Genomic DNA, 16,976 nt, shown 5'->3' with positions numbered 1-16,976 from the left:
CCAGGCTAGGCCGTACCGATGAGAAGGCCAGCGGCAAAAACCAGTGCGCCGCCGAGCACCACCTGGAAAATGGCGCGCGACCAGGACGTCTCCATGAATTTGTGCTGGATCCAGCTGATCACCCAAAGCTCGACGAAAACAAGTGCAATGGCGATGGTGGTTGCTATCGTGAAGTCGGGGATGAGGTAGGGCAGCGCATGACCGAGGCCGCCGACGGTGGTCATGATGCCGGTGGCAAGGCCGCGCTTGATCGGTGCGCCGCGGCCGGAAATCACCCCGTCGTCGGAAGCGACCTCGGTAAAGCCCATTGAAATGCCGGCGCCGATGGAGGCGGCAAGCCCGACCAGAAAGGTCTGCCAGGTATCGCCGGTGGCAAAGGCGGCGGCAAATATCGGCGCAAGCGTCGAAACCGAACCGTCCATCAGACCGGCAAGGCCCGGCTGGATATAGGTCAGGATCATCTGTCTTCGCTCGATATGAGCTTCGTCCGCGCGCACATCCGCTGGCGTGTGATCCTCGGCAAGGCGATGCGCCATGGAGCCGTGGTCGCGCTCCTCCTCTGCCAAATCGCCGAGCAGTTTGCGCGTCGCGGCATCCTGCGACTGCTTGGCGGCCTGCAGATAAAAGCGCCAGGCCTGGCGCTCCATGCGCTCTGCCTCGTCGCGGATATTGTCGATCGACATGCTTTTGGTCAACCACAGCGGCTTGCGTTCCAGATAACCGCTGACATGCTCACGGCGGATCAAAATGATGCGCTCGCCGAAACGCTTGCGGTAAAGCTCGATCAGACGGCGGCGGTGCTCGTTCTCTTCTTTCGCCATAGCCTCGAATATTTCCGCCGATGCGGGATAGTTGTCCCGCAGCGCATCGGCATAGGCGAGGTAAATACGGCCGTCATCCTCCTCGGATGAAATGGCAAGGGCGAGTATTTCCTGCTCGCTCAGCGAAGAAAAAGAACGGCGGCCAACACCCGTAAGGCGACGCAACATGAGACTGATTCCTTTTTTAGAATTATTCTAAAATAATTATCTCATGCCCGCGGTCAAGGATTGCCGGACCTCAAGCTGATAATTGTGTGATCGAAGCCGCAGAATGCCTCATCAAGAGTTGTGCCAAAGCGCTGCCCGCAGACTTGATATCGTCGGAAAGCCGCCAAATAGTAGGAACTATGGAGAACGACACAAAACTTGCGGTGGCGAAGGACACCTGGCTCGACAAGGTCGGCCAGCTGGTGGCAGGCCGGCTGCAAACAGAAACTTCCGGCTACAAGCCCTATACCCCTTCGGACCCGGAAACGCTGGAGCGCACACTGCGCTCGGGCGACATATTGCTCGTCGAAGGCAACCAGAAAATATCGGCGGCCATCAAATATCTGACGCAATCGACCTGGTCGCACGCCGCGCTCTATGTCGGAGATGCCTGCGGCGAGCCGAATAAGGGCGACGACCGGCGTCAGCTTATCGAAGTGGTGATCGGCGAAGGCTGCATCGCCTCACCGCTCAAGAAATATGCAACCTACAACACCCGCATCTGCAGGCCGGTGGGTCTTACCGGCGACGACCGGCGCGCCGTGGTCGAATTCATGATTTCCCGCATCGGAACCAAATACGACCTGAAAAACATCTTCGACATGCTGCGCTTCTTCCTGCCCACACCTCCGGTTCCCGTGCGCTGGCGGCGGCGCATGCTGTCCTTCGGCTCGGGCGATCCGACGCGGGCGATCTGTTCGTCACTGATCGCGCAGGCCTTCCAGTCGGTGCGCTATCCGATCCTGCCGGAAATCAGGAGGCTGCCCGGCCACATGACGGCGCAATCGACCTATTCGCGCCGCGAGATCCTGCATATTCGCCATCACTCGCTGTTCACGCAGCGCGATTTCGACCTGTCGCCCTATTTCCGGGTCGTCAAACCGACCCTGGAACACGGATTCGACTACAAGCAGCTGAACTGGCATCCGCATCCAGGTCACGACACGGTCACGGCGGACCGGGAATTCGTCATGCATGAGCCCGAGCAACCGGAAGAAAAAACACGGCAGGAATAAACCGTCAGGCAGCCGGTATCAGCCCGGCATTGCGGGCAGCGGGCAGGCAAGACCGGCTGATCGGAACAATTGCTCCGTTTTTCATCTCGACGACATAGCGCTCGCGCTCGCGCCGCGTCTTTGCCACTGCGTCGAGGGCGACCCAGTGGGAGCGGTGGACCTGCACGCCCGATACCGGCTCAGTTTCCGAAATCGCATCGGCAAGGCGCATCAAAACCAGCTTGCTGCCGCGCTCTGTGACCACTTCGACATAGTGGTCCTGCATCGACAGGTGTGAAATCTGCCCGCGTAATTCGATGGGCAGGCGCTTGAGCAGCCGGGGAGCCTCTTCATCGCGCAGATCCTGTTGCTCCTGCTGCTCACCGGTGCCGAACCAGGCGACCAGCATGCAGATGCAGAAATTGATCGCCGTGCAATAGGCCAGTGAAACTCCGAGACTGTCCCAGGTCTCCGTCTGCCCGACATTGCCGATCAGATTGATGAGCTCGACCACGATGAAGATCGGGATGCCGCCGACGACACCGGCAACGGCGTAGGCGGGCAGCACGCCGAGATTGCGTGCCGGCGTGTGCTCCGCAATCAGCCTGGCATTGAGCAGCCCCACGCCGAATGTGACGATGGCGACGAGCACCCAGTAGAGCACCCGAGATACGGGCTCCATCGTCTCATAGGTGTTGAAAGGGCCAGACAGGCCGAGGACTAATCCAGCGCCGGCAACCGCGACAACGGCCTTCGGCGAGGACACTTGCTGCCACCATTCGCGAAGCGTGAATTGCAGGGTCCGGTCAGTCACGAATATTCATGGCCTTTGGCGAAACAGTGATTCCGGCCCCGAGTCTAACCGGGCAATCAGCAATGGCAACCGTGCTTTGAACCCACCTGACCGGTTAGAGGACCATGACGCCAGACCCACTCTTTCAGGCATCCGCCGCCATACAGATCCACGTCTACGCCGCCCTTGCCGCCGCAGTTCTGGGCGCATATGTCTTCGTCCGCCGCAAGGGTACACCGGCCCACAGGCTGGCCGGCCGTATTTGGATATTGCTGATGGCGGTGACGTCCGTGTCATCCTTCGCCATTCACGAAATCAACCTTTGGGGCCGCTGGAGCCCGATCCATATACTCTCGGCCGCAACACTGATCAGCCTGCTTGCGGCCGTCCTTTTGGCGCGGCGCGGCAAGATCCGCGGCCACAGGTTCACAATGATATCGACCTATGTCGGCGCGCTGCTGGTTGCCGGAACATTCAGCTTTTCGCCCGGCCGGATCATGCACGAGGTGGCAGCCGGTGCGCCGGGGCCGGCTACGGCCTTTGTCATCGCAACGGTGGTCGGCACGCCCTTTTGGGTGTGGCCGCTGCTTGCCGGGCTCATTCTTCTCGGCTGGCTGCGCAGCCGTGACCGGATCATCAGCCGTTGGCAACTGATCGCAACGCCGGTTGTTGTAACGGCGCTGTCACTCTTCAATCTTTATGCGGCCGGGCTCTCGCTCGCGGTTCTGGCAGGGTTTTCGGCGGGCGCTGTGCCGGGCGCCGCATTCGGCACTGCTGTCGGCAGCAGGGATATCATCACACCAACGGACGACGGAAAGATCGAGGTGGCCGGTGAGTGGCTTTCCATGACCGTTCTGATCGGTGTCTTTTCGATCCGCTATGCCAACGGCTTCATGGCGGCGGCATTTCCCGCAATGCAGGTTGATCCGGTGTGGCTGTTTTCAGTCAGCGCCGCCTCTGGCTTCCTGTCAGCACTGGTGGTTGCCCAGGCACGGGCACAACTGCAGACGTTGAAACTCGCCGCCTCCGCCAGCCGGATTTAGGTGACAATTGCGGTATCGCACCGATCGCTGCTCCGCTGTTGTGCAAAATAGCTTTTCAGCGCCCTATAATTTGATCTATAGGGCGTGCCATGACTGCATCATCACGAATACCGCTATCGCGAATCCGCAATTTTTCGATTGTCGCGCACATCGATCACGGCAAATCGACCCTGGCCGACCGGCTCATCCAACTGACCGGCGGGCTGGCGGACCGCGAAATGTCCGATCAGCTGCTCGACAATATGGATATCGAGCGCGAGCGCGGCATCACCATCAAGGCGCAGACCGTTCGGCTGCACTACAAGGCCGATGATGGAGAGACCTATATTCTCAACCTCATCGACACACCCGGCCATGTCGACTTTGCCTATGAGGTTTCGCGCAGCCTTTCCGCCTGCGAGGGCTCACTCCTCGTCGTCGATGCCAGTCAGGGCGTCGAAGCGCAGACGCTCGCCAATGTCTATCAGGCAATCGACAACGACCATGAGATCGTCACCGTTCTCAACAAGGTCGACCTGCCGGCTGCCGACACCGAGCGCGTCAAGGAGCAGATCGAAGAGGTTATCGGGCTCGACGCCACCGATGCGGTCGAGATTTCGGCAAAAACGGGCCTCGGCATTCCGGATGTACTGGAGGCGATTGTCCACCGCCTGCCGCCGCCCCATGAGGGTGACGAGAACGCGCCGCTCAAGGCACTGCTGGTCGACAGCTGGTATGACGCCTATCTCGGTGTCATCGTGCTGGTGCGCGTCATCGACGGCGTTCTGAAAAAAGGCCAGACCATCCGCATGATGGGAACGGACGCCAAATATCCGGTGGACCGCGTCGGCGTCATCACCCCGAAAATGGCGAATGTCGAGGGGCTGGGTCCCGGCGAAATCGGCTTCATTACCGCATCGATCAAGGAAGTTGCCGATACCCGTGTCGGCGATACGATTACCGAGGACAAGCGTCCCACCGCCGACATGCTGCCCGGCTTCAAGCCGGCCCAGCCGGTGGTGTTTTGCGGCCTGTTTCCGGTCGATGCCGCCGATTTCGAGGATTTGCGCTCAGCCATGGGCAAATTGCGCCTCAACGACGCGAGTTTCTCCTTCGAGATGGAATCCTCCGCAGCCCTTGGTTTCGGCTTTCGCTGCGGCTTCCTCGGCCTTTTGCATCTGGAGATCGTGCAGGAGCGGCTGGAGCGTGAATTCGACCTCGACCTTATCGCAACCGCCCCGTCGGTCGTTTACGAACTGGTCATGACGGACGGCAGCAAGCGCGAGCTGCACAATCCCGCCGACATGCCCGATGTGGTCAAGGTCGCGGAAATCCACGAACCGTGGATCCGCGCCACGATCATGACGCCGGACGAATATCTCGGCGCGATCCTGAAACTATGCCAGGACCGGCGCGGCATCCAGGTGGAGCTGACCTATGTCGGCACCCGGGCGATGCTGTCCTATGATCTGCCGCTCAACGAGGTTGTTTTCGACTTTTACGACCGGCTGAAGTCGATCTCCAAGGGCTATGCATCCTTCGACTACCAGATTACAGAGCTCCGGCCGGGCAATCTGGTGAAAATGCAGATTCTGGTCAATGGCGAGCCGGTGGACGCGCTGTCGATGATGGTGCACCGCTCGGCGGCGGAAAAGCGCGGCCGCGACATGTGCGAAAAGCTCAAGGACCTCATTCCGCGCCACATGTTCAAGATACCGATCCAGGCGGCCATCGGCGGCACGGTGATTGCCCGTGAAACGATTTCCGCCATGCGCAAGGACGTAACGGCAAAATGCTATGGCGGCGACGCCTCACGCAAACGCAAGCTTCTGGACAAGCAAAAGGCCGGCAAGAAACGCATGCGCCAGTTCGGCAAGGTAGATATTCCGCAGGAAGCCTTTATCGCCGCGTTGAAGATGAAGGATGATTAGTGGGGAGTTTTTGCCCTCACGGTTGAGCGCGGCTTCGCCGCTAACCTCCGGACGGGGCGGGCAAGATTGATTTCGCTCACGGCCGTACCGCCGCTATCGCGGCTGGCCTGCGCAGGCGCGGGCGAAAAGTCGCCCGGCAGCCAGTCGGCTGCGTTCATACGGACCACAAACGCCGAAGGCGCAAGCGCGACCGCGCGTCGGGCCCTTTGGCCCGCCCCGTCCGGAGCCAGCGCCGAAGGCGCGTACGGCGTGAGGACAGATAAATTGAACCCCCGCCACGCGAAAACACGGCGGGGGTCCCGGCAAAAGCGCCGTTCAGTCAGATACACACATGTTCACCAATTTGCCCGTATGGAACATGTGAGAGGGGTAGCGCCAATTACTGACTGGCCAACGCTTCGTATTCGGCTACGGTGAGAACCCCGTCTCCATCGCTGTCAGCAGCTGCGACAGTGTCGGACGACACATTCGGCATTGCTGCCATTGCTTCTTCCATTGTCACGGCACCGTTGCCATCGGCATCGGCAGTCGCGAATTCAACCGTCTCGGCTGAAGCAGCCATAGAGAATGCGGCAAAACCCATCGCCAAAAGAAGCTTTTTCATTGGTACTCTCCTTGTTTTTTACAGGGCGGGTTAAATCGTCTGGGAGGCAACCCGTCCGTCCAGCCCATCGCCGGACAGCGCAGAGACTGGCCCCGATTTGTGGTGGCAAATGGGAGGAAAAATGTCCTGTCCGGGATCATTTTGGGACAAAACTATGGGTAACCGTGATTAATATAACTTGTTGAAATATTGAGGTTATTAATCAAAATTGAACACTTGCCGAGAGAACCGGCGCCGACGGTTGCAACCACCGGTTTTTCCTAAAGAAATCACGATTTTTACTGCACAACGGCGTGAATTGACACGGCCGTTACGGGAAGGCACGATCCGGATATGACCACCTCTTCCGAATCTTCACCGTCCGCCGATCCGGCAAAAATCAGCGACGACGCGACAAGGAACAGCCATGTGGCGCATATCGATACGCCGATTGGCCTGATCGTTGTCGTTGAAACGGACGGAAAGATTGCAAGGCTGCTTTGGGGACGCGATACCGCCCTGTATGAGCCGACCGAAGAAACGCCATTGCTAAAAGAGGCAAGACGGCAGCTTGCCGCCTATTTCGACGGCAAGCTGACGGAATTCGACTTGCCTCTGCAGCTTTCCTCCAATCCCTTCGAAAAACGTGTTCAGGAAGCAATGCTGGCCATTCCGCTCGGCGAGACGCGCACCTACGGCGATATTGCCAAAGCGCTCGACACTTACGGTCAGCCCGTCGGCCAGGCCTGCGGCGCCAATTCCATTCCCATTATCGTGCCCTGCCACCGGGTGCTGTCGGCAACCGGCGTCGGCGGCTTTTCCGGAGAAGGCGGCGTCGAGATGAAAATCCATCTGCTCAAGCACGAGGGCGGGTTTCCGTATCTTCTTTGAGGTCGATTTCGGGGTGTTGCGGCACTTGCCAGATCAATTGCACGTATCGCCGGGAATCCTTTAAATAAATCATTGACAGGAAACGGCCACGGCCTTACATCACGCCGGCACAGTTGAATTGCCCAGATGGCGGAATTGGTAGACGCGCCAGCTTCAGGTGCTGGTGACCGCAAGGTCGTGGAGGTTCGAGTCCTCTTCTGGGCACCAAAACTCTCTATTTTCAAAAAATTTTGCCGCTGACACGGCACGGGACAGCATTTCAATCCGCTTGCGCTGCTGTCTGAACGGGAACTCCCTCAAGGGCGCACGAAAATCAGCCCGTCGGAAAGTCTCACCTGCACAAACGGCAAATCGTCCGCGGGACAATTCTCGCGATACCGGAACGCCTGAATCTGCCCCTCAGCACCCCTTCGGACGTACACCGTCACCCCATTCACATCCGGTTCGATGATCGGGGCGCAGCCTTCGATCAGGTCATCTATATGTCCAACGCAGACCCATTTTCGGGAAGGCGGCGGTTTGTCCATATCCGGTGCCTTTCCAAAAGACCGGGGAAATATGCTGGTGAGAAAGGCCTGGCACTGCCGCTTGCGCCTGTCGCGTTCCCGGGGTCCTTCGTCAATGAGCAAGCCCTGTGACTGAAATTCAAGCATGCCCAGAAAGGCGAGGCTCAGCGCTTCGGCATCCATGCCGTCCAGACCTTCGGCGGCCACAACCTGCTCGAACAGGGCCCTGACCTTGACTTCATTGGCTATGTCCGCGTCACCGCACAGGGACTGGTATTCGACGCGCGCCCGGCTTTCCCCCCAAAAGGCGTACCAGACCGCCAGCCGCCGGGGGTCGGAAAGTAGCGGGTCGAAATGGGTGTCAATGATGCCGTTCAACGCCCGCACGGCATTGCCCTTTGATCCGGCAATAGCGGTGTCAAACCGCTCCTGAAATTCATTGGAGACAAAGCGCAGCGTCTCCAGCAAAAGACTGTCCTTGCCCGCGAAGTGAAAATTGATCATGGCCGCTGTCAGCCCGGCGCGGCCGGCCACTTTGGCCAGGGTGACATTTGAAATCCCGTTTTCCGCGATGACCGTCAGCGTTGCGTCGATCAGCTGGCGCCGGCGTTCTGCCTGGATGCGGGTATTGGCGTCCTGTCCGTTTGCGAAAACCGTCGCCCGATCCATCACTGTGTCTTGCGTGTCGTCAGTCATTGCGCACTGCAACCCAATCTGTTTCGCATAATTAACTACATATTTAAATTTACTTCAATGCCGTGTTACATTTTGTCACAGGTTTTGGTGAGACTCACTATTTCTGCTAATTATTTCACATAGTTATAAATTTATATTCGTACTGAGCAGAGACATGAAAACCGCAATCCCCATGACTCCACTTTACAATAATTTAAATGTACGTTTAGTTTTTGTAGATCACTGAAAAGCAGACGGACAAGCAGATGCGTAGAAGAAGAGCGCGTGAAGAGAAAATCCTGGCCGTTGAGGCAGCCCAAAAAGTGGACCGGAGCCGGGATATCGGTCTGGTCGACGGTGCACTCGCACCGTACGAACCGCTAAGCACCGGCAGCGTAGATCAAGTGGTCGATGCGGCGCTGGAACTGATGCGCGACACCGGTATCGGGTTCGAGCCCGATACTGAAGCCCTTCGGATACTCGAAAAGGGCGGCTGCGCGGTCGGCCCGGAAGGTCTGGTGAGATTTCCGACGGAGATCGTCCGGGACGCCATCCGCACTGCCGCACGCAGCGTCAAGGTTTGGAACCGGCCCGGCACCGAGTTCATTACTCTCGACAAACATCACACCTGGTTCTTTTCCGGCATGACCTGCATCAAGGTCTATGATGAGGAAACCGGCGAACCACGCTACAGCACCCGCGCGGACCTGGCGCAGATCACCCGGCTGGTGGATGTGCTGCCGAATATCGACGGCGCCTGCGTGGCCTGCAAGATCGTCGAACAGTCCAACATTCACGGCGAGGTGGACGAGTTCGCAGTGCTGGCGGAGTATACTTCCAAACCCCTTGAATTCCTGTGCGAATATACCGAAACACTCGATGTGGTCATCGAGATGGCGGAGGTCATCCGCGGCGGGCGCGGGGCACTGGTGAAAAAACCCTATTTCAGCCATGTCGTAACACCCCTGCCGCTCTATTATGCAAAGACGCATACCGATCAGATCATTCGCGCGGCGCAATACGGCATCCCGCTGATCATCGGCACCGTAACCATCGGCGGGGCATCCGCCCCCATCACCCTGGCGGGCTGCCTCGTGCACGCCCTGGCAACCGATCTTGCGGCTCTGGTGCTGAGCCAGATGGTGCGGCCCGGATCGTTCTGTCTGCCGGGATCGGACGTCGCCTTCATGGAGGCGGCCACCGGAGGGGTGGGGGGCTTCTCACAGATGTATCTGGGTGATCTTGCGATCTGCCAGGTGATGCGCTCGCTGGATCTGCCTTCCGCCACCGGAATAGGCGGCTGCTCATCGGCCCGGCGCTTTGACGAAGATGCGGTCTGGGAAATCTCCAGCAACATGCTGAATGCCTTCTACGCCCGCCCGGCCACTTGCGATTATCTCGGTTCGCTCGACGAGGGGATCACCTATTCCAGCCATGCTCTCGTCTTCTGCGACGAGCTGGTGGGTCTGTTGCGAAAAATGTGGGAAGGCATCGGCGTCGATGACGACATGCTGGCGCGCGACCTGACCCGCGAGGTAGGCGCGCGCGGCAATTATCTGGCGCATCCGCATACCGCCCGGCACTGTCGCAGGGAATATTGGAACGCCCGTTACTATGGTGCCAACTTCCCGGTCAGCTCCGGCAATCTGGACGATGAGACCCTGGTGGAAAGGATCGAGCGCGACATGCAGGAAATGCTGGATAAGCATGTGCCGGATCAATTGCCCGACGAGGTCCTTGAGAAAATCCGCGCGATCCAGAAGCGGTTCGAAGCTGAGCATCCAGTTACCGGCTGAGCCCCAAACAGCCTTGTCGGGCAAGCCGGACGCGCCTGACCGATTTCATCCGGGAACATCAAAAAATCAGGGCGTTCAAACCCGGGCATTCAGGCGTCTGATCACCTCGGCGACAATAAGCGCGCCGGCGGGCCAGATGACCCATAGGGTGCCGGACCAGGAAAAAAGGTTGATCAGCGCCAGCGCTCCGACAATGACGGCAAAGCGCGCCAGATAGGTCTGGTTACGGCCGGAAACAAAGAGCGGCGCGGCTTTAAGGCCCAGCAGCGCCAGCATGGCGACACCCGGCCACTGCACCCAAAAACTGCCCCCGGTCGCCAGATTGATCGCCAGAAGTCCGATCCACACGACGCCCAGCACCTTGGCTTGACGGACAACCTTGTCACGGAGCGCCTCTACCCGGCTGCCGCGCCGGCAGCGACGGCCCGTTCGGGCTGCGGCCGCTTCGGCTCTGCCTTTTTCGCTTCATGCCGTGATTTCCCGGCATGCCGTCCAAAGACATGCTTCGAGGCCTCATCGCCGAAGGAAACGCAATAGACCGGTACATCCTCGGAAAAGTGTTTGGGACGCTTTTCTCCAAGATATTCAAAGCCCACGGAGAGCTTGGTGTGCACCTGGTCGTAGACCTGCTGGGAGACGAGCACGCCACCGGGTTCGGCCATGGCCTGAAGGCGCGCGGCGAGATTGACACCCTCACCAAGAAGATCGCCGCCATCGACGATCACGTCGCCGAGATGAACGCCAATGCGAAAGCGCAGGCCACCATTGATACCGAGTTCACGCTGCACCTCGATGGCGCATTGCACGGCTTCGACGACGGATGGAAATTCTGCAATCAGCCCGTCGCCGGCGGTATTGGCGATGCGGCCGTTGTGCCGGGTGATAAATCTTGAAAAAACTTCCCTTGCGGCACGCAGTGCCTCAAGTGTTCCCACCTCGTCGGCATCCATGGCGCTGGCATAGCCGGCAGCATCCGCCGCAAGGATTGTTGTCAGCTTGCGTTCCACTTTGGATTGGGTCGCAGTCATGATCACACCCCCGGGGAAAGGCACAGAAAACCGATCTGGCCACTATCCATAGATATATGATTTCGGCCACCGGAATAAAAGTGGCCTGTGCGCACACGGTGCCGGCATCACCGATATCCGGGGACAAGCAGCCGGTAATTCAGCAGCTGAACAGGCCGAAATCGATCATCGAAACGTTTCCTGGCGCGGCATTTCCAGCGTCTCGACCGACCTCACGAGACAACAAACAATCCACCGCAATCCACAAACACTTGTTTTGAGTTGACTTTACGCGCGGCCAATTGCGAACATCCGTTTAATAAAAGTTAACGATCATTCGAAACCGAAAGATCACAAGGAGGGGATTATGGGAGGTGTATTGCCGCTGATCGGCAAACGACTGCTGCTTGGTCTGGGGACATTGCTCGTCGTTTCGATCATTATTTTCGGCGCAGTAGAGCTGCTACCTGGTGACATCGCCCAGCAGATTCTGGGACAATCCGCGACCGAGGAAACCGTCGCCGCGCTGCGCGAAGAACTCGGGCTAAACCGGCCGTCATATATTCGCTATTTCGAATGGCTGGGCGGTGCGGTTCAGGGCGATTTCGGCGTCTCACTGGCAAACCAGCGCTCGGTTGCCGAACAGCTCGGGCCGCGATTTGCCAATACGCTGTTCCTCGCGGGACTTGCTGCGGTGATATCGGTTCCGCTGGCAATCGGGCTCGGCGTGCTTGCCGCGCTTTACCGCAATTCCGTCTTCGATCGCGTCGCCAATGCGGTCAGCCTGGTCTCAATCTCATCACCGGAGTTTTTCCTCGGCTATATCCTGATTGTCTATCTCGCCGTGCAAAACCAGATTTTTCCGGCCATCTCGAACGTTACGCCTGATATGGATTTCATTGAAAGACTGTATCGGACCATGCTTCCGGCCATCACCATGGCGCTGGTCGTGACCGCCTACATGATGCGCATGACGCGGGCGGCCATCATCAACCTTCTGGCCTCACCCTATATTGAAATGGCGCGTCTCAAGGGCGTTCCCAATTCAAAGGTGATCACCCGGCATGCGCTGCCGAACGCGCTGGCGCCGATCATCAATGTCGTTGCGCTCAACCTTGCCTATCTGATTACAGGCGTGGTGCTCGTCGAGGTCGTCTTCGTATATCCGGGCGTCGGACAGCTGCTCGTCGACAGCGTGACCAAACGGGACTTCCCGGTCGTGCAGGCCTGCTGCCTGATCTTCGCCGCCACCTTCATCCTTTTCAACCTGATCGCGGATGTCGGTGCAATCCTGTCAAATCCGCGGCTGCGGCACCCGAAGTGAGGACCGGATAAATGATTTCCTTTGTTATTATCTACTACGCATTCCTGATCCTCGCCTGCTGCGTTGCGGCCTATTACAAATACCGCACGGCGCTGCTCATTCTGTTTACGCTGCTTTGCGTATCGCTGATCTCGGGGCTTTTGGGAGGTGCCGATGTGCTGGTCAATATCACCATCTTCGTGGCACTGCTGGCAGCGGCTGCCGGCCTTTCCTACAGCTTCCGGGAATCGCTGATACAGGTGCTGCCGCCGGAGGGCGCCAAGCTCATGCGCACCGCGCCGCTGACGGCGGCGTTCGGGCTGCTGGTGATCATCGCCTATATTATCGCGGCTGTCTTTGCCCCGGTCATTGCGCCGTTCGGCGAGGCGGAAGTCGTCGGCAGTTCCTTTGCGCCACCGGACGATGTGATGCTTCTGGGCGGTGACCAGCTAGGGCGCGACCTTTTCAGCCGTCTGATTTACGGTGCGCGAAACACCGTCGGCATTGCCCTTCTGACGACTGCCATCGCCTTTATCGTCGGCACGCTCGCCGGACTGGTGGCGGCGTCCATGGGCGGCTGGGTCGACCAGGTCCTCGGCAGGATCGTCGACACGCTCATGGCCATACCACAGCTCATTTTTGCATTGCTGCTCCTGACCATCGTCGGGACCAGTGTGATCAATCTGATCCTTGTCATTGCGCTTTTATATTCACCGCTGATTTTCCGCCTCGCGCGGGCCGTCGCCGGCAATATTGTGGTGATGGATTACATCGAAGCGGCGCGGCTGCGCGGTGAATCGACCTGGTACCTGATCACCCAGGAAGTGCTGGCCAACATCACGGCACCGCTCGCCGCCGAGTTCGGCCTGCGGTTCTGCTTCGTTTTCCTTGCCATCTCCGCCCTGTCGTTCCTGGGGCTCGGCATCCAGCCGCCGACGGCGGACTGGGGATCGATGGTGCGTGAAAACGCGACACTGATTTCCTTTGGCGCCACCACCCCGCTGATACCGGCCGCGGCCATCGCACTTTTGACCGTCGCGGTTAATTTCGTGGTGGACTGGATGTTGCACATTTCCTCCGGATTGAAGGAGTAGGTCATGACCCAAGACCAGAGTGTTCTGCTTGAAATCAAGGACCTCAAGATTGAGGGATATTCGGACGAACAGTGGATCGAGATCGTCCATGGTGTCGACCTGACGCTGCATCGCGGCGAGGTGATGGGGTTGATCGGCGAATCCGGTGCGGGCAAATCCACCATCGGACTTGCAGCCATGGGCTTTACCCGTGACGGATGCCGGATTTCCAACGGCACCGTGCTTTTCGACGGCATGGACCTGACCACGGCAACCCGGTCCGAACGGCGGGCGTTGCGCGGCTCGCGCATCGCCTATGTCGCACAGTCGGCGGCAGCGTCCTTCAACCCGGCGCACAAGCTGATAGACCAGCACACCGAATCGGCATTGCTGCACAAGGTCAACACCAAGACGGAAAGCCAGGAGGATGCGGTCGAACTTTACCGGCGATTGCGTCTTCCCAACCCGGAAGAGATCGGCTTTCGCTATCCGCACCAGGTCTCCGGCGGACAGCTGCAGCGGGCGATGACGGCGATGGCCATGAGCTGCCGTCCGGATCTCATTATTTTCGACGAGCCGACCACGGCGCTGGACGTGACGACGCAGATCGAGGTGCTGGCGGCTGTCCGCGATATCGTCGATCAGTTCAACACCGCAGCCCTTTATATCACCCATGACCTGGCGGTCGTTGCCCAGATGGCGGACCGTATCAAGGTGCTGCTGAAGGGTGACGAAGTCGAAGAGGCCGAAACGCGCAAGATGCTGGCCGACCCGGAGGAAGATTATACCAAGTCGCTATGGGCCGTGCGCAGCTTCAAAAGGGAGCAGAAGCCGGCGCCGCCGGAAGGGGAAACACCGCTCATATCGGTGAAGAACGTCTCGGCCTCCTATGGACCGGTTCAAGTGCTCGACGGCGTGTCTTTCGACATTCACCGCGGACGCACGGTTGCGGTCGTGGGTGAATCGGGTTCCGGCAAATCCACCACGGCGCGGTGCATTACCGGGCTGCTGCCGCCGACAGATGGTGAGATCTTCTATGACGGAGAGAAATTGCCGCCGCGGTATCAGGACCGCAAGAAGGACCAGCTGCGCAATGTGCAGATGATTTACCAGATGGCCGACACGGCGCTGAATCCGAAAAAGAGCATCGGCGAGATTATCGGCCGGCCATTGAAGTTCTACAGCGGCCTGCGCGGAGCGGACCTTAAAAAACGCGTCGACCAGTTGCTGGATCAGATCGAGCTGGAGCCGTCGCTCTACTATCATCGTTTACCGTCCGAGCTCTCCGGCGGGCAGAAGCAGCGCGTCGGCATCGCCCGCGCGCTGGCTGCCGATCCGAGCTTCATCATTTGCGACGAGGTGACAAGCGCCCTTGACCAGCTCGTCGCAGAGGGGATCCTGCGGCTGCTGGACCGGCTGCAGGACGAGCTGAACCTCGCCTATATGTTCATCACCCACGATCTGGCGACGGTCCGGTCCATTGCCGACGTCGTTGTGGTGATGAAGGAAGGCAAGGTCGTTGAGATGGGGCCGAAGGACGTCATGTTCAAACCGCCGCATCACGAATATACGGACCTTCTGCTGTCCTCGGTGCCGGAAATGGATCCCGACTGGCTGACCAATCTCCTGGAACAGCGCGGAACCGACAATATCGGCGAGGCGGCAACGCAGAAAAAAACCTGATGCCGGCGCATCCGCCGGACATCAGGCTTGAGGTAACCGGCTCCGGACCCTGACGGGTCCGGAGCTTTTTTCTTAGCCGAACCACCAGCGCTGGTAACCGCGGGCGCCGTCAAGCTCCCAGTTCGACGCAATGAACTCGCCGTGCATGACATTGTCACGGCGCGCCATGGTGCGATTGCGGAAGAACGGAACGATGGTGCCGCCATCGTCCTTGCACAGGAGTTGCATCTCCTTGTACATGTCCGCGCGCTTGTCCTGATCGAGTTCCGACTTGGCCTGCAGCAGAAGCTCATTGAAGCGCTTGTTCTGCCAATGGCTCTCGTTCCAGGCGGCGTCGTCCTTGTAGGCAAGCGAGAACATGACGTCCGGCGTCGGCCGCGCGCCCCACTGTACGAATACAAAGGGTTTGACCAGCCACACATTTGACCAGTAACCGTCATTCGGCTCACGCACGACTTCGATGTCGATCCCGGCAGCCTTGGCATGTTCAGCAAACAGCACGCACATATCCACGGCACCGCTCATGACGCTATCGGCGGCAGAGAGGCTGACCTTGATGTTGCCGAGACCGGATTTCTCCATATGGAACTTGGCTTTATCCGGGTCGTAGGTGCGCTGCTCCAGATCCGCCCAATAGGGCAGAGACGGCGCGATCGGATGGTCATTGCCGACACTGCCGTAACCAAAGAGGATCTTTTCAATGATCTCCTGACGGTTGATGGCATATTTCAGCGCCAGGCGGACGTCGACATTGTCGAACGGGGCCTGGTCGCAGAACATCGGCAAGGTCACATGCGAGCCGCTGGGCACATCGTCGATCTTGATGCCCGGAGCACGCTGCAACAAACCGACTGTCTTCAAGTCGACGTCGGTGATTGCATCGATGTCACCGGTGATCAGCGCGGTCTGGCGCGCATTGGCATCGTTGAGCGCAAGCATGTGCACTTCGGCGAAATAGGCGCCCTCACGGTGCCAGCCGTCGTGCTTGGTTAGTTCGGTACGCACACCCGGCTCATGATTGACGATCTTGTACGGACCGGTGCCGTCACCGCTTTCCCAGTCCACACCGCCGTTTCCGTTGGACGGCAATATCACAAGGTGGTAGTCCGACACGAGGAATGGAAGGTCCGCATTGCCGGACGACAGCTTGATGACAACGGTGTCGTCGCCTTCGGCGCTGATGTCGGTAACGTCGGAAAGCAGGGCCTTGGCGGCCGAGGTCGTCTTCTCCCCGCGGTGAAAGTTCAGTGAATCCACAACGTCCTGGGCAGTCATCGTCTTGCCGCTGTGGAATGTCACGCCCGAAGCAAGCTTGAACCGCCACTCCGATGCGTCGGCCGATGCATCCCAGCTCGTTGCAATGTCCGGACCGAGTTCGTTTGTATTGGTGATTTCAGTCAGATAGCTGCGGCATGCATGCGACAGCTGAATCATGTAGACGCTTTCAGTCGTTCCCGGATCAAGGCTGTCCGCCGTGTTTCCGTCATGCACGCCGACGCGGAATGTCCCCCCTCTTTTCGGCGTCTGTGCGGCTACCTTCGTTGACCAAAGCGTCGAGGCCGCAGCCACCGTAGCGCCGGTTGCCAGTGCGCCTTCCATGAAGCCGCGGCGGTTCAGGCGTTTTTTTTGCGCCGCTTCCAGAATTTTTGCCAGTAAGGCATCAGTGTCTCGATTGCTCATGATTTCTCCC

At 58.9% G+C, this 16,976-nt stretch carries 15 protein-coding genes and 1 tRNA gene; 9 read left to right on the top strand and 7 right to left on the bottom strand.

The annotated features are described in order from the left end of the window. Window positions 1-5: 5 nt before the first annotated feature. Window positions 6-989, bottom strand: coding sequence for an iron exporter MbfA (mbfA, locus tag ABVT35_RS20855; protein WP_368469043.1), 984 nt, complete (start codon window positions 987-989; stop codon window positions 6-8). Between the two features lie 179 nt (window positions 990-1,168). Between mbfA and ABVT35_RS20850 the strand changes: the two genes are divergently transcribed. Next, entirely contained in the window at window positions 1,169-2,044 is an 876-nt protein-coding gene (locus ABVT35_RS20850; protein WP_368469042.1) for a YiiX/YebB-like N1pC/P60 family cysteine hydrolase, read from the top strand. A gap of 4 nt (window positions 2,045-2,048) precedes the next feature. Here ABVT35_RS20850 and ABVT35_RS20845 read toward each other — a convergent pair whose 3' ends face one another. Next, window positions 2,049-2,837 (bottom strand): LytTR family DNA-binding domain-containing protein, encoded by a 789-nt coding sequence (locus ABVT35_RS20845; protein ID WP_368469040.1) that lies wholly within the window; start codon window positions 2,835-2,837, stop codon window positions 2,049-2,051. 104 nt (window positions 2,838-2,941) lie between these two features. On the opposite strand from ABVT35_RS20845, the gene ABVT35_RS20840 reads away from it, so the two are divergent. Both ABVT35_RS20840 and lepA read left to right on the top strand, forming a co-directional pair. After that, complete coding sequence (locus ABVT35_RS20840) at window positions 2,942-3,859, top strand: DUF2306 domain-containing protein (protein WP_368469038.1); 918 nt, start codon at window positions 2,942-2,944, stop codon at window positions 3,857-3,859. Window positions 3,860-3,948: 89 nt separating this feature from the next. Further along, entirely contained in the window at window positions 3,949-5,769 is a 1,821-nt protein-coding gene (gene lepA / locus ABVT35_RS20835; RefSeq protein ID WP_368469037.1) for a translation elongation factor 4, read from the top strand. A 379-nt stretch (window positions 5,770-6,148) separates the two neighbouring features. On the opposite strand, the gene ABVT35_RS20830 is transcribed toward lepA, so the two are convergent. After that, window positions 6,149-6,373 (bottom strand): hypothetical protein, encoded by a 225-nt coding sequence (locus ABVT35_RS20830; protein ID WP_368469035.1) that lies wholly within the window; start codon window positions 6,371-6,373, stop codon window positions 6,149-6,151. A gap of 333 nt (window positions 6,374-6,706) precedes the next feature. On the opposite strand from ABVT35_RS20830, the gene ABVT35_RS20825 reads away from it, so the two are divergent. Together ABVT35_RS20825 and ABVT35_RS20820 are read left to right on the top strand one after the other, a co-directional pair. After that, window positions 6,707-7,243 (top strand): methylated-DNA--[protein]-cysteine S-methyltransferase, encoded by a 537-nt coding sequence (locus ABVT35_RS20825; protein WP_368469033.1) that lies wholly within the window; start codon window positions 6,707-6,709, stop codon window positions 7,241-7,243. A gap of 120 nt (window positions 7,244-7,363) precedes the next feature. Continuing rightward, window positions 7,364-7,450, top strand: a tRNA-Leu gene (locus tag ABVT35_RS20820). A gap of 89 nt (window positions 7,451-7,539) precedes the next feature. Here ABVT35_RS20820 and ABVT35_RS20815 read toward each other — a convergent pair. Next, the gene (locus ABVT35_RS20815; protein ID WP_368469032.1) at window positions 7,540-8,445 is read right to left on the bottom strand and encodes a TetR family transcriptional regulator; all 906 of its coding nucleotides are present in this window, start codon (window positions 8,443-8,445) and stop codon (window positions 7,540-7,542) included. Between the two features lie 245 nt (window positions 8,446-8,690). Between ABVT35_RS20815 and ABVT35_RS20810 the strand changes: the two genes are divergently transcribed. After that, window positions 8,691-10,220, top strand: coding sequence for a trimethylamine methyltransferase family protein (locus ABVT35_RS20810; RefSeq protein WP_368469031.1), 1,530 nt, complete (start codon window positions 8,691-8,693; stop codon window positions 10,218-10,220). 75 nt (window positions 10,221-10,295) lie between these two features. Here the strand turns inward: ABVT35_RS20810 and ABVT35_RS20805 are convergent, their stop codons facing one another. Beyond that, window positions 10,296-10,568 (bottom strand): hypothetical protein, encoded by a 273-nt coding sequence (locus ABVT35_RS20805; protein WP_368469030.1) that lies wholly within the window; start codon window positions 10,566-10,568, stop codon window positions 10,296-10,298. Window positions 10,569-10,615: 47 nt separating this feature from the next. Then, window positions 10,616-11,248, bottom strand: a complete 633-nt coding sequence (locus ABVT35_RS20800; RefSeq protein ID WP_368469029.1) for an adenylate/guanylate cyclase domain-containing protein — start codon at window positions 11,246-11,248, stop codon at window positions 10,616-10,618. 346 nt (window positions 11,249-11,594) lie between these two features. Here ABVT35_RS20800 and ABVT35_RS20795 point away from each other — a divergent pair, with 346 nt between their 5' ends. Genes ABVT35_RS20795 through ABVT35_RS20785 form a run of 3 tightly spaced genes read left to right on the top strand, consistent with a single transcriptional unit; the run spans window position 11,595 to window position 15,286 of the window. Beyond that, on the top strand, window positions 11,595-12,551 hold the full coding sequence (locus ABVT35_RS20795; protein ID WP_368469027.1) for an ABC transporter permease: 957 nt from the start codon (window positions 11,595-11,597) through the stop codon (window positions 12,549-12,551). 11 nt (window positions 12,552-12,562) lie between these two features. Then, a complete protein-coding gene (locus ABVT35_RS20790; RefSeq protein WP_368469026.1) occupies window positions 12,563-13,624 on the top strand; it encodes an ABC transporter permease in 1,062 nt (353 codons plus the stop codon). 3 nt (window positions 13,625-13,627) lie between these two features. Next, window positions 13,628-15,286, top strand: a complete 1,659-nt coding sequence (locus tag ABVT35_RS20785; RefSeq protein WP_368469025.1) for an ABC transporter ATP-binding protein — start codon at window positions 13,628-13,630, stop codon at window positions 15,284-15,286. A 72-nt stretch (window positions 15,287-15,358) separates the two neighbouring features. Here ABVT35_RS20785 and ABVT35_RS20780 read toward each other — a convergent pair whose 3' ends face one another. Continuing rightward, complete coding sequence (locus ABVT35_RS20780) at window positions 15,359-16,966, bottom strand: ABC transporter substrate-binding protein (protein WP_368469023.1); 1,608 nt, start codon at window positions 16,964-16,966, stop codon at window positions 15,359-15,361. Window positions 16,967-16,976 lie beyond the last annotated feature (10 nt).

This window comes from Hoeflea sp. TYP-13 (assembly GCF_040932035.1).
In the GTDB taxonomy this organism is placed as follows: Bacteria; Pseudomonadota; Alphaproteobacteria; order Rhizobiales; family Rhizobiaceae; genus Hoeflea_A.
The sequence above is the reverse complement of the archived record's forward strand: the minus strand, read 5'-3'. Positions and strand labels throughout refer to the sequence as shown.

Excerpts from the sequence above, each read along its gene's own strand:
- mbfA (WP_368469043.1), bottom strand. The coding sequence starts at position 989 with ATGTTGCGTCGCCTTACGGGTGTTGGCCGCCGTTCTTTTTCTTCGCTG.
- ABVT35_RS20840 (WP_368469038.1), top strand. The coding sequence starts at position 2,942 with ATGACGCCAGACCCACTCTTTCAGGCATCCGCCGCCATACAGATCCAC.
- ABVT35_RS20790 (WP_368469026.1), top strand. The coding sequence starts at position 12,563 with ATGATTTCCTTTGTTATTATCTACTACGCATTCCTGATCCTCGCCTGC.
- ABVT35_RS20830 (WP_368469035.1), bottom strand. The coding sequence starts at position 6,373 with ATGAAAAAGCTTCTTTTGGCGATGGGTTTTGCCGCATTCTCTATGGCT.
- ABVT35_RS20825 (WP_368469033.1), top strand. The coding sequence starts at position 6,707 with ATGACCACCTCTTCCGAATCTTCACCGTCCGCCGATCCGGCAAAAATC.
- ABVT35_RS20780 (WP_368469023.1), bottom strand. The coding sequence starts at position 16,966 with ATGAGCAATCGAGACACTGATGCCTTACTGGCAAAAATTCTGGAAGCG.
- lepA (WP_368469037.1), top strand. The coding sequence starts at position 3,949 with ATGACTGCATCATCACGAATACCGCTATCGCGAATCCGCAATTTTTCG.
- ABVT35_RS20815 (WP_368469032.1), bottom strand. The coding sequence starts at position 8,445 with ATGACTGACGACACGCAAGACACAGTGATGGATCGGGCGACGGTTTTC.
- ABVT35_RS20795 (WP_368469027.1), top strand. The coding sequence starts at position 11,595 with ATGGGAGGTGTATTGCCGCTGATCGGCAAACGACTGCTGCTTGGTCTG.
- ABVT35_RS20810 (WP_368469031.1), top strand. The coding sequence starts at position 8,691 with ATGCGTAGAAGAAGAGCGCGTGAAGAGAAAATCCTGGCCGTTGAGGCA.
- ABVT35_RS20850 (WP_368469042.1), top strand. The coding sequence starts at position 1,169 with ATGGAGAACGACACAAAACTTGCGGTGGCGAAGGACACCTGGCTCGAC.
- ABVT35_RS20785 (WP_368469025.1), top strand. The coding sequence starts at position 13,628 with ATGACCCAAGACCAGAGTGTTCTGCTTGAAATCAAGGACCTCAAGATT.
- ABVT35_RS20800 (WP_368469029.1), bottom strand. The coding sequence starts at position 11,248 with ATGACTGCGACCCAATCCAAAGTGGAACGCAAGCTGACAACAATCCTT.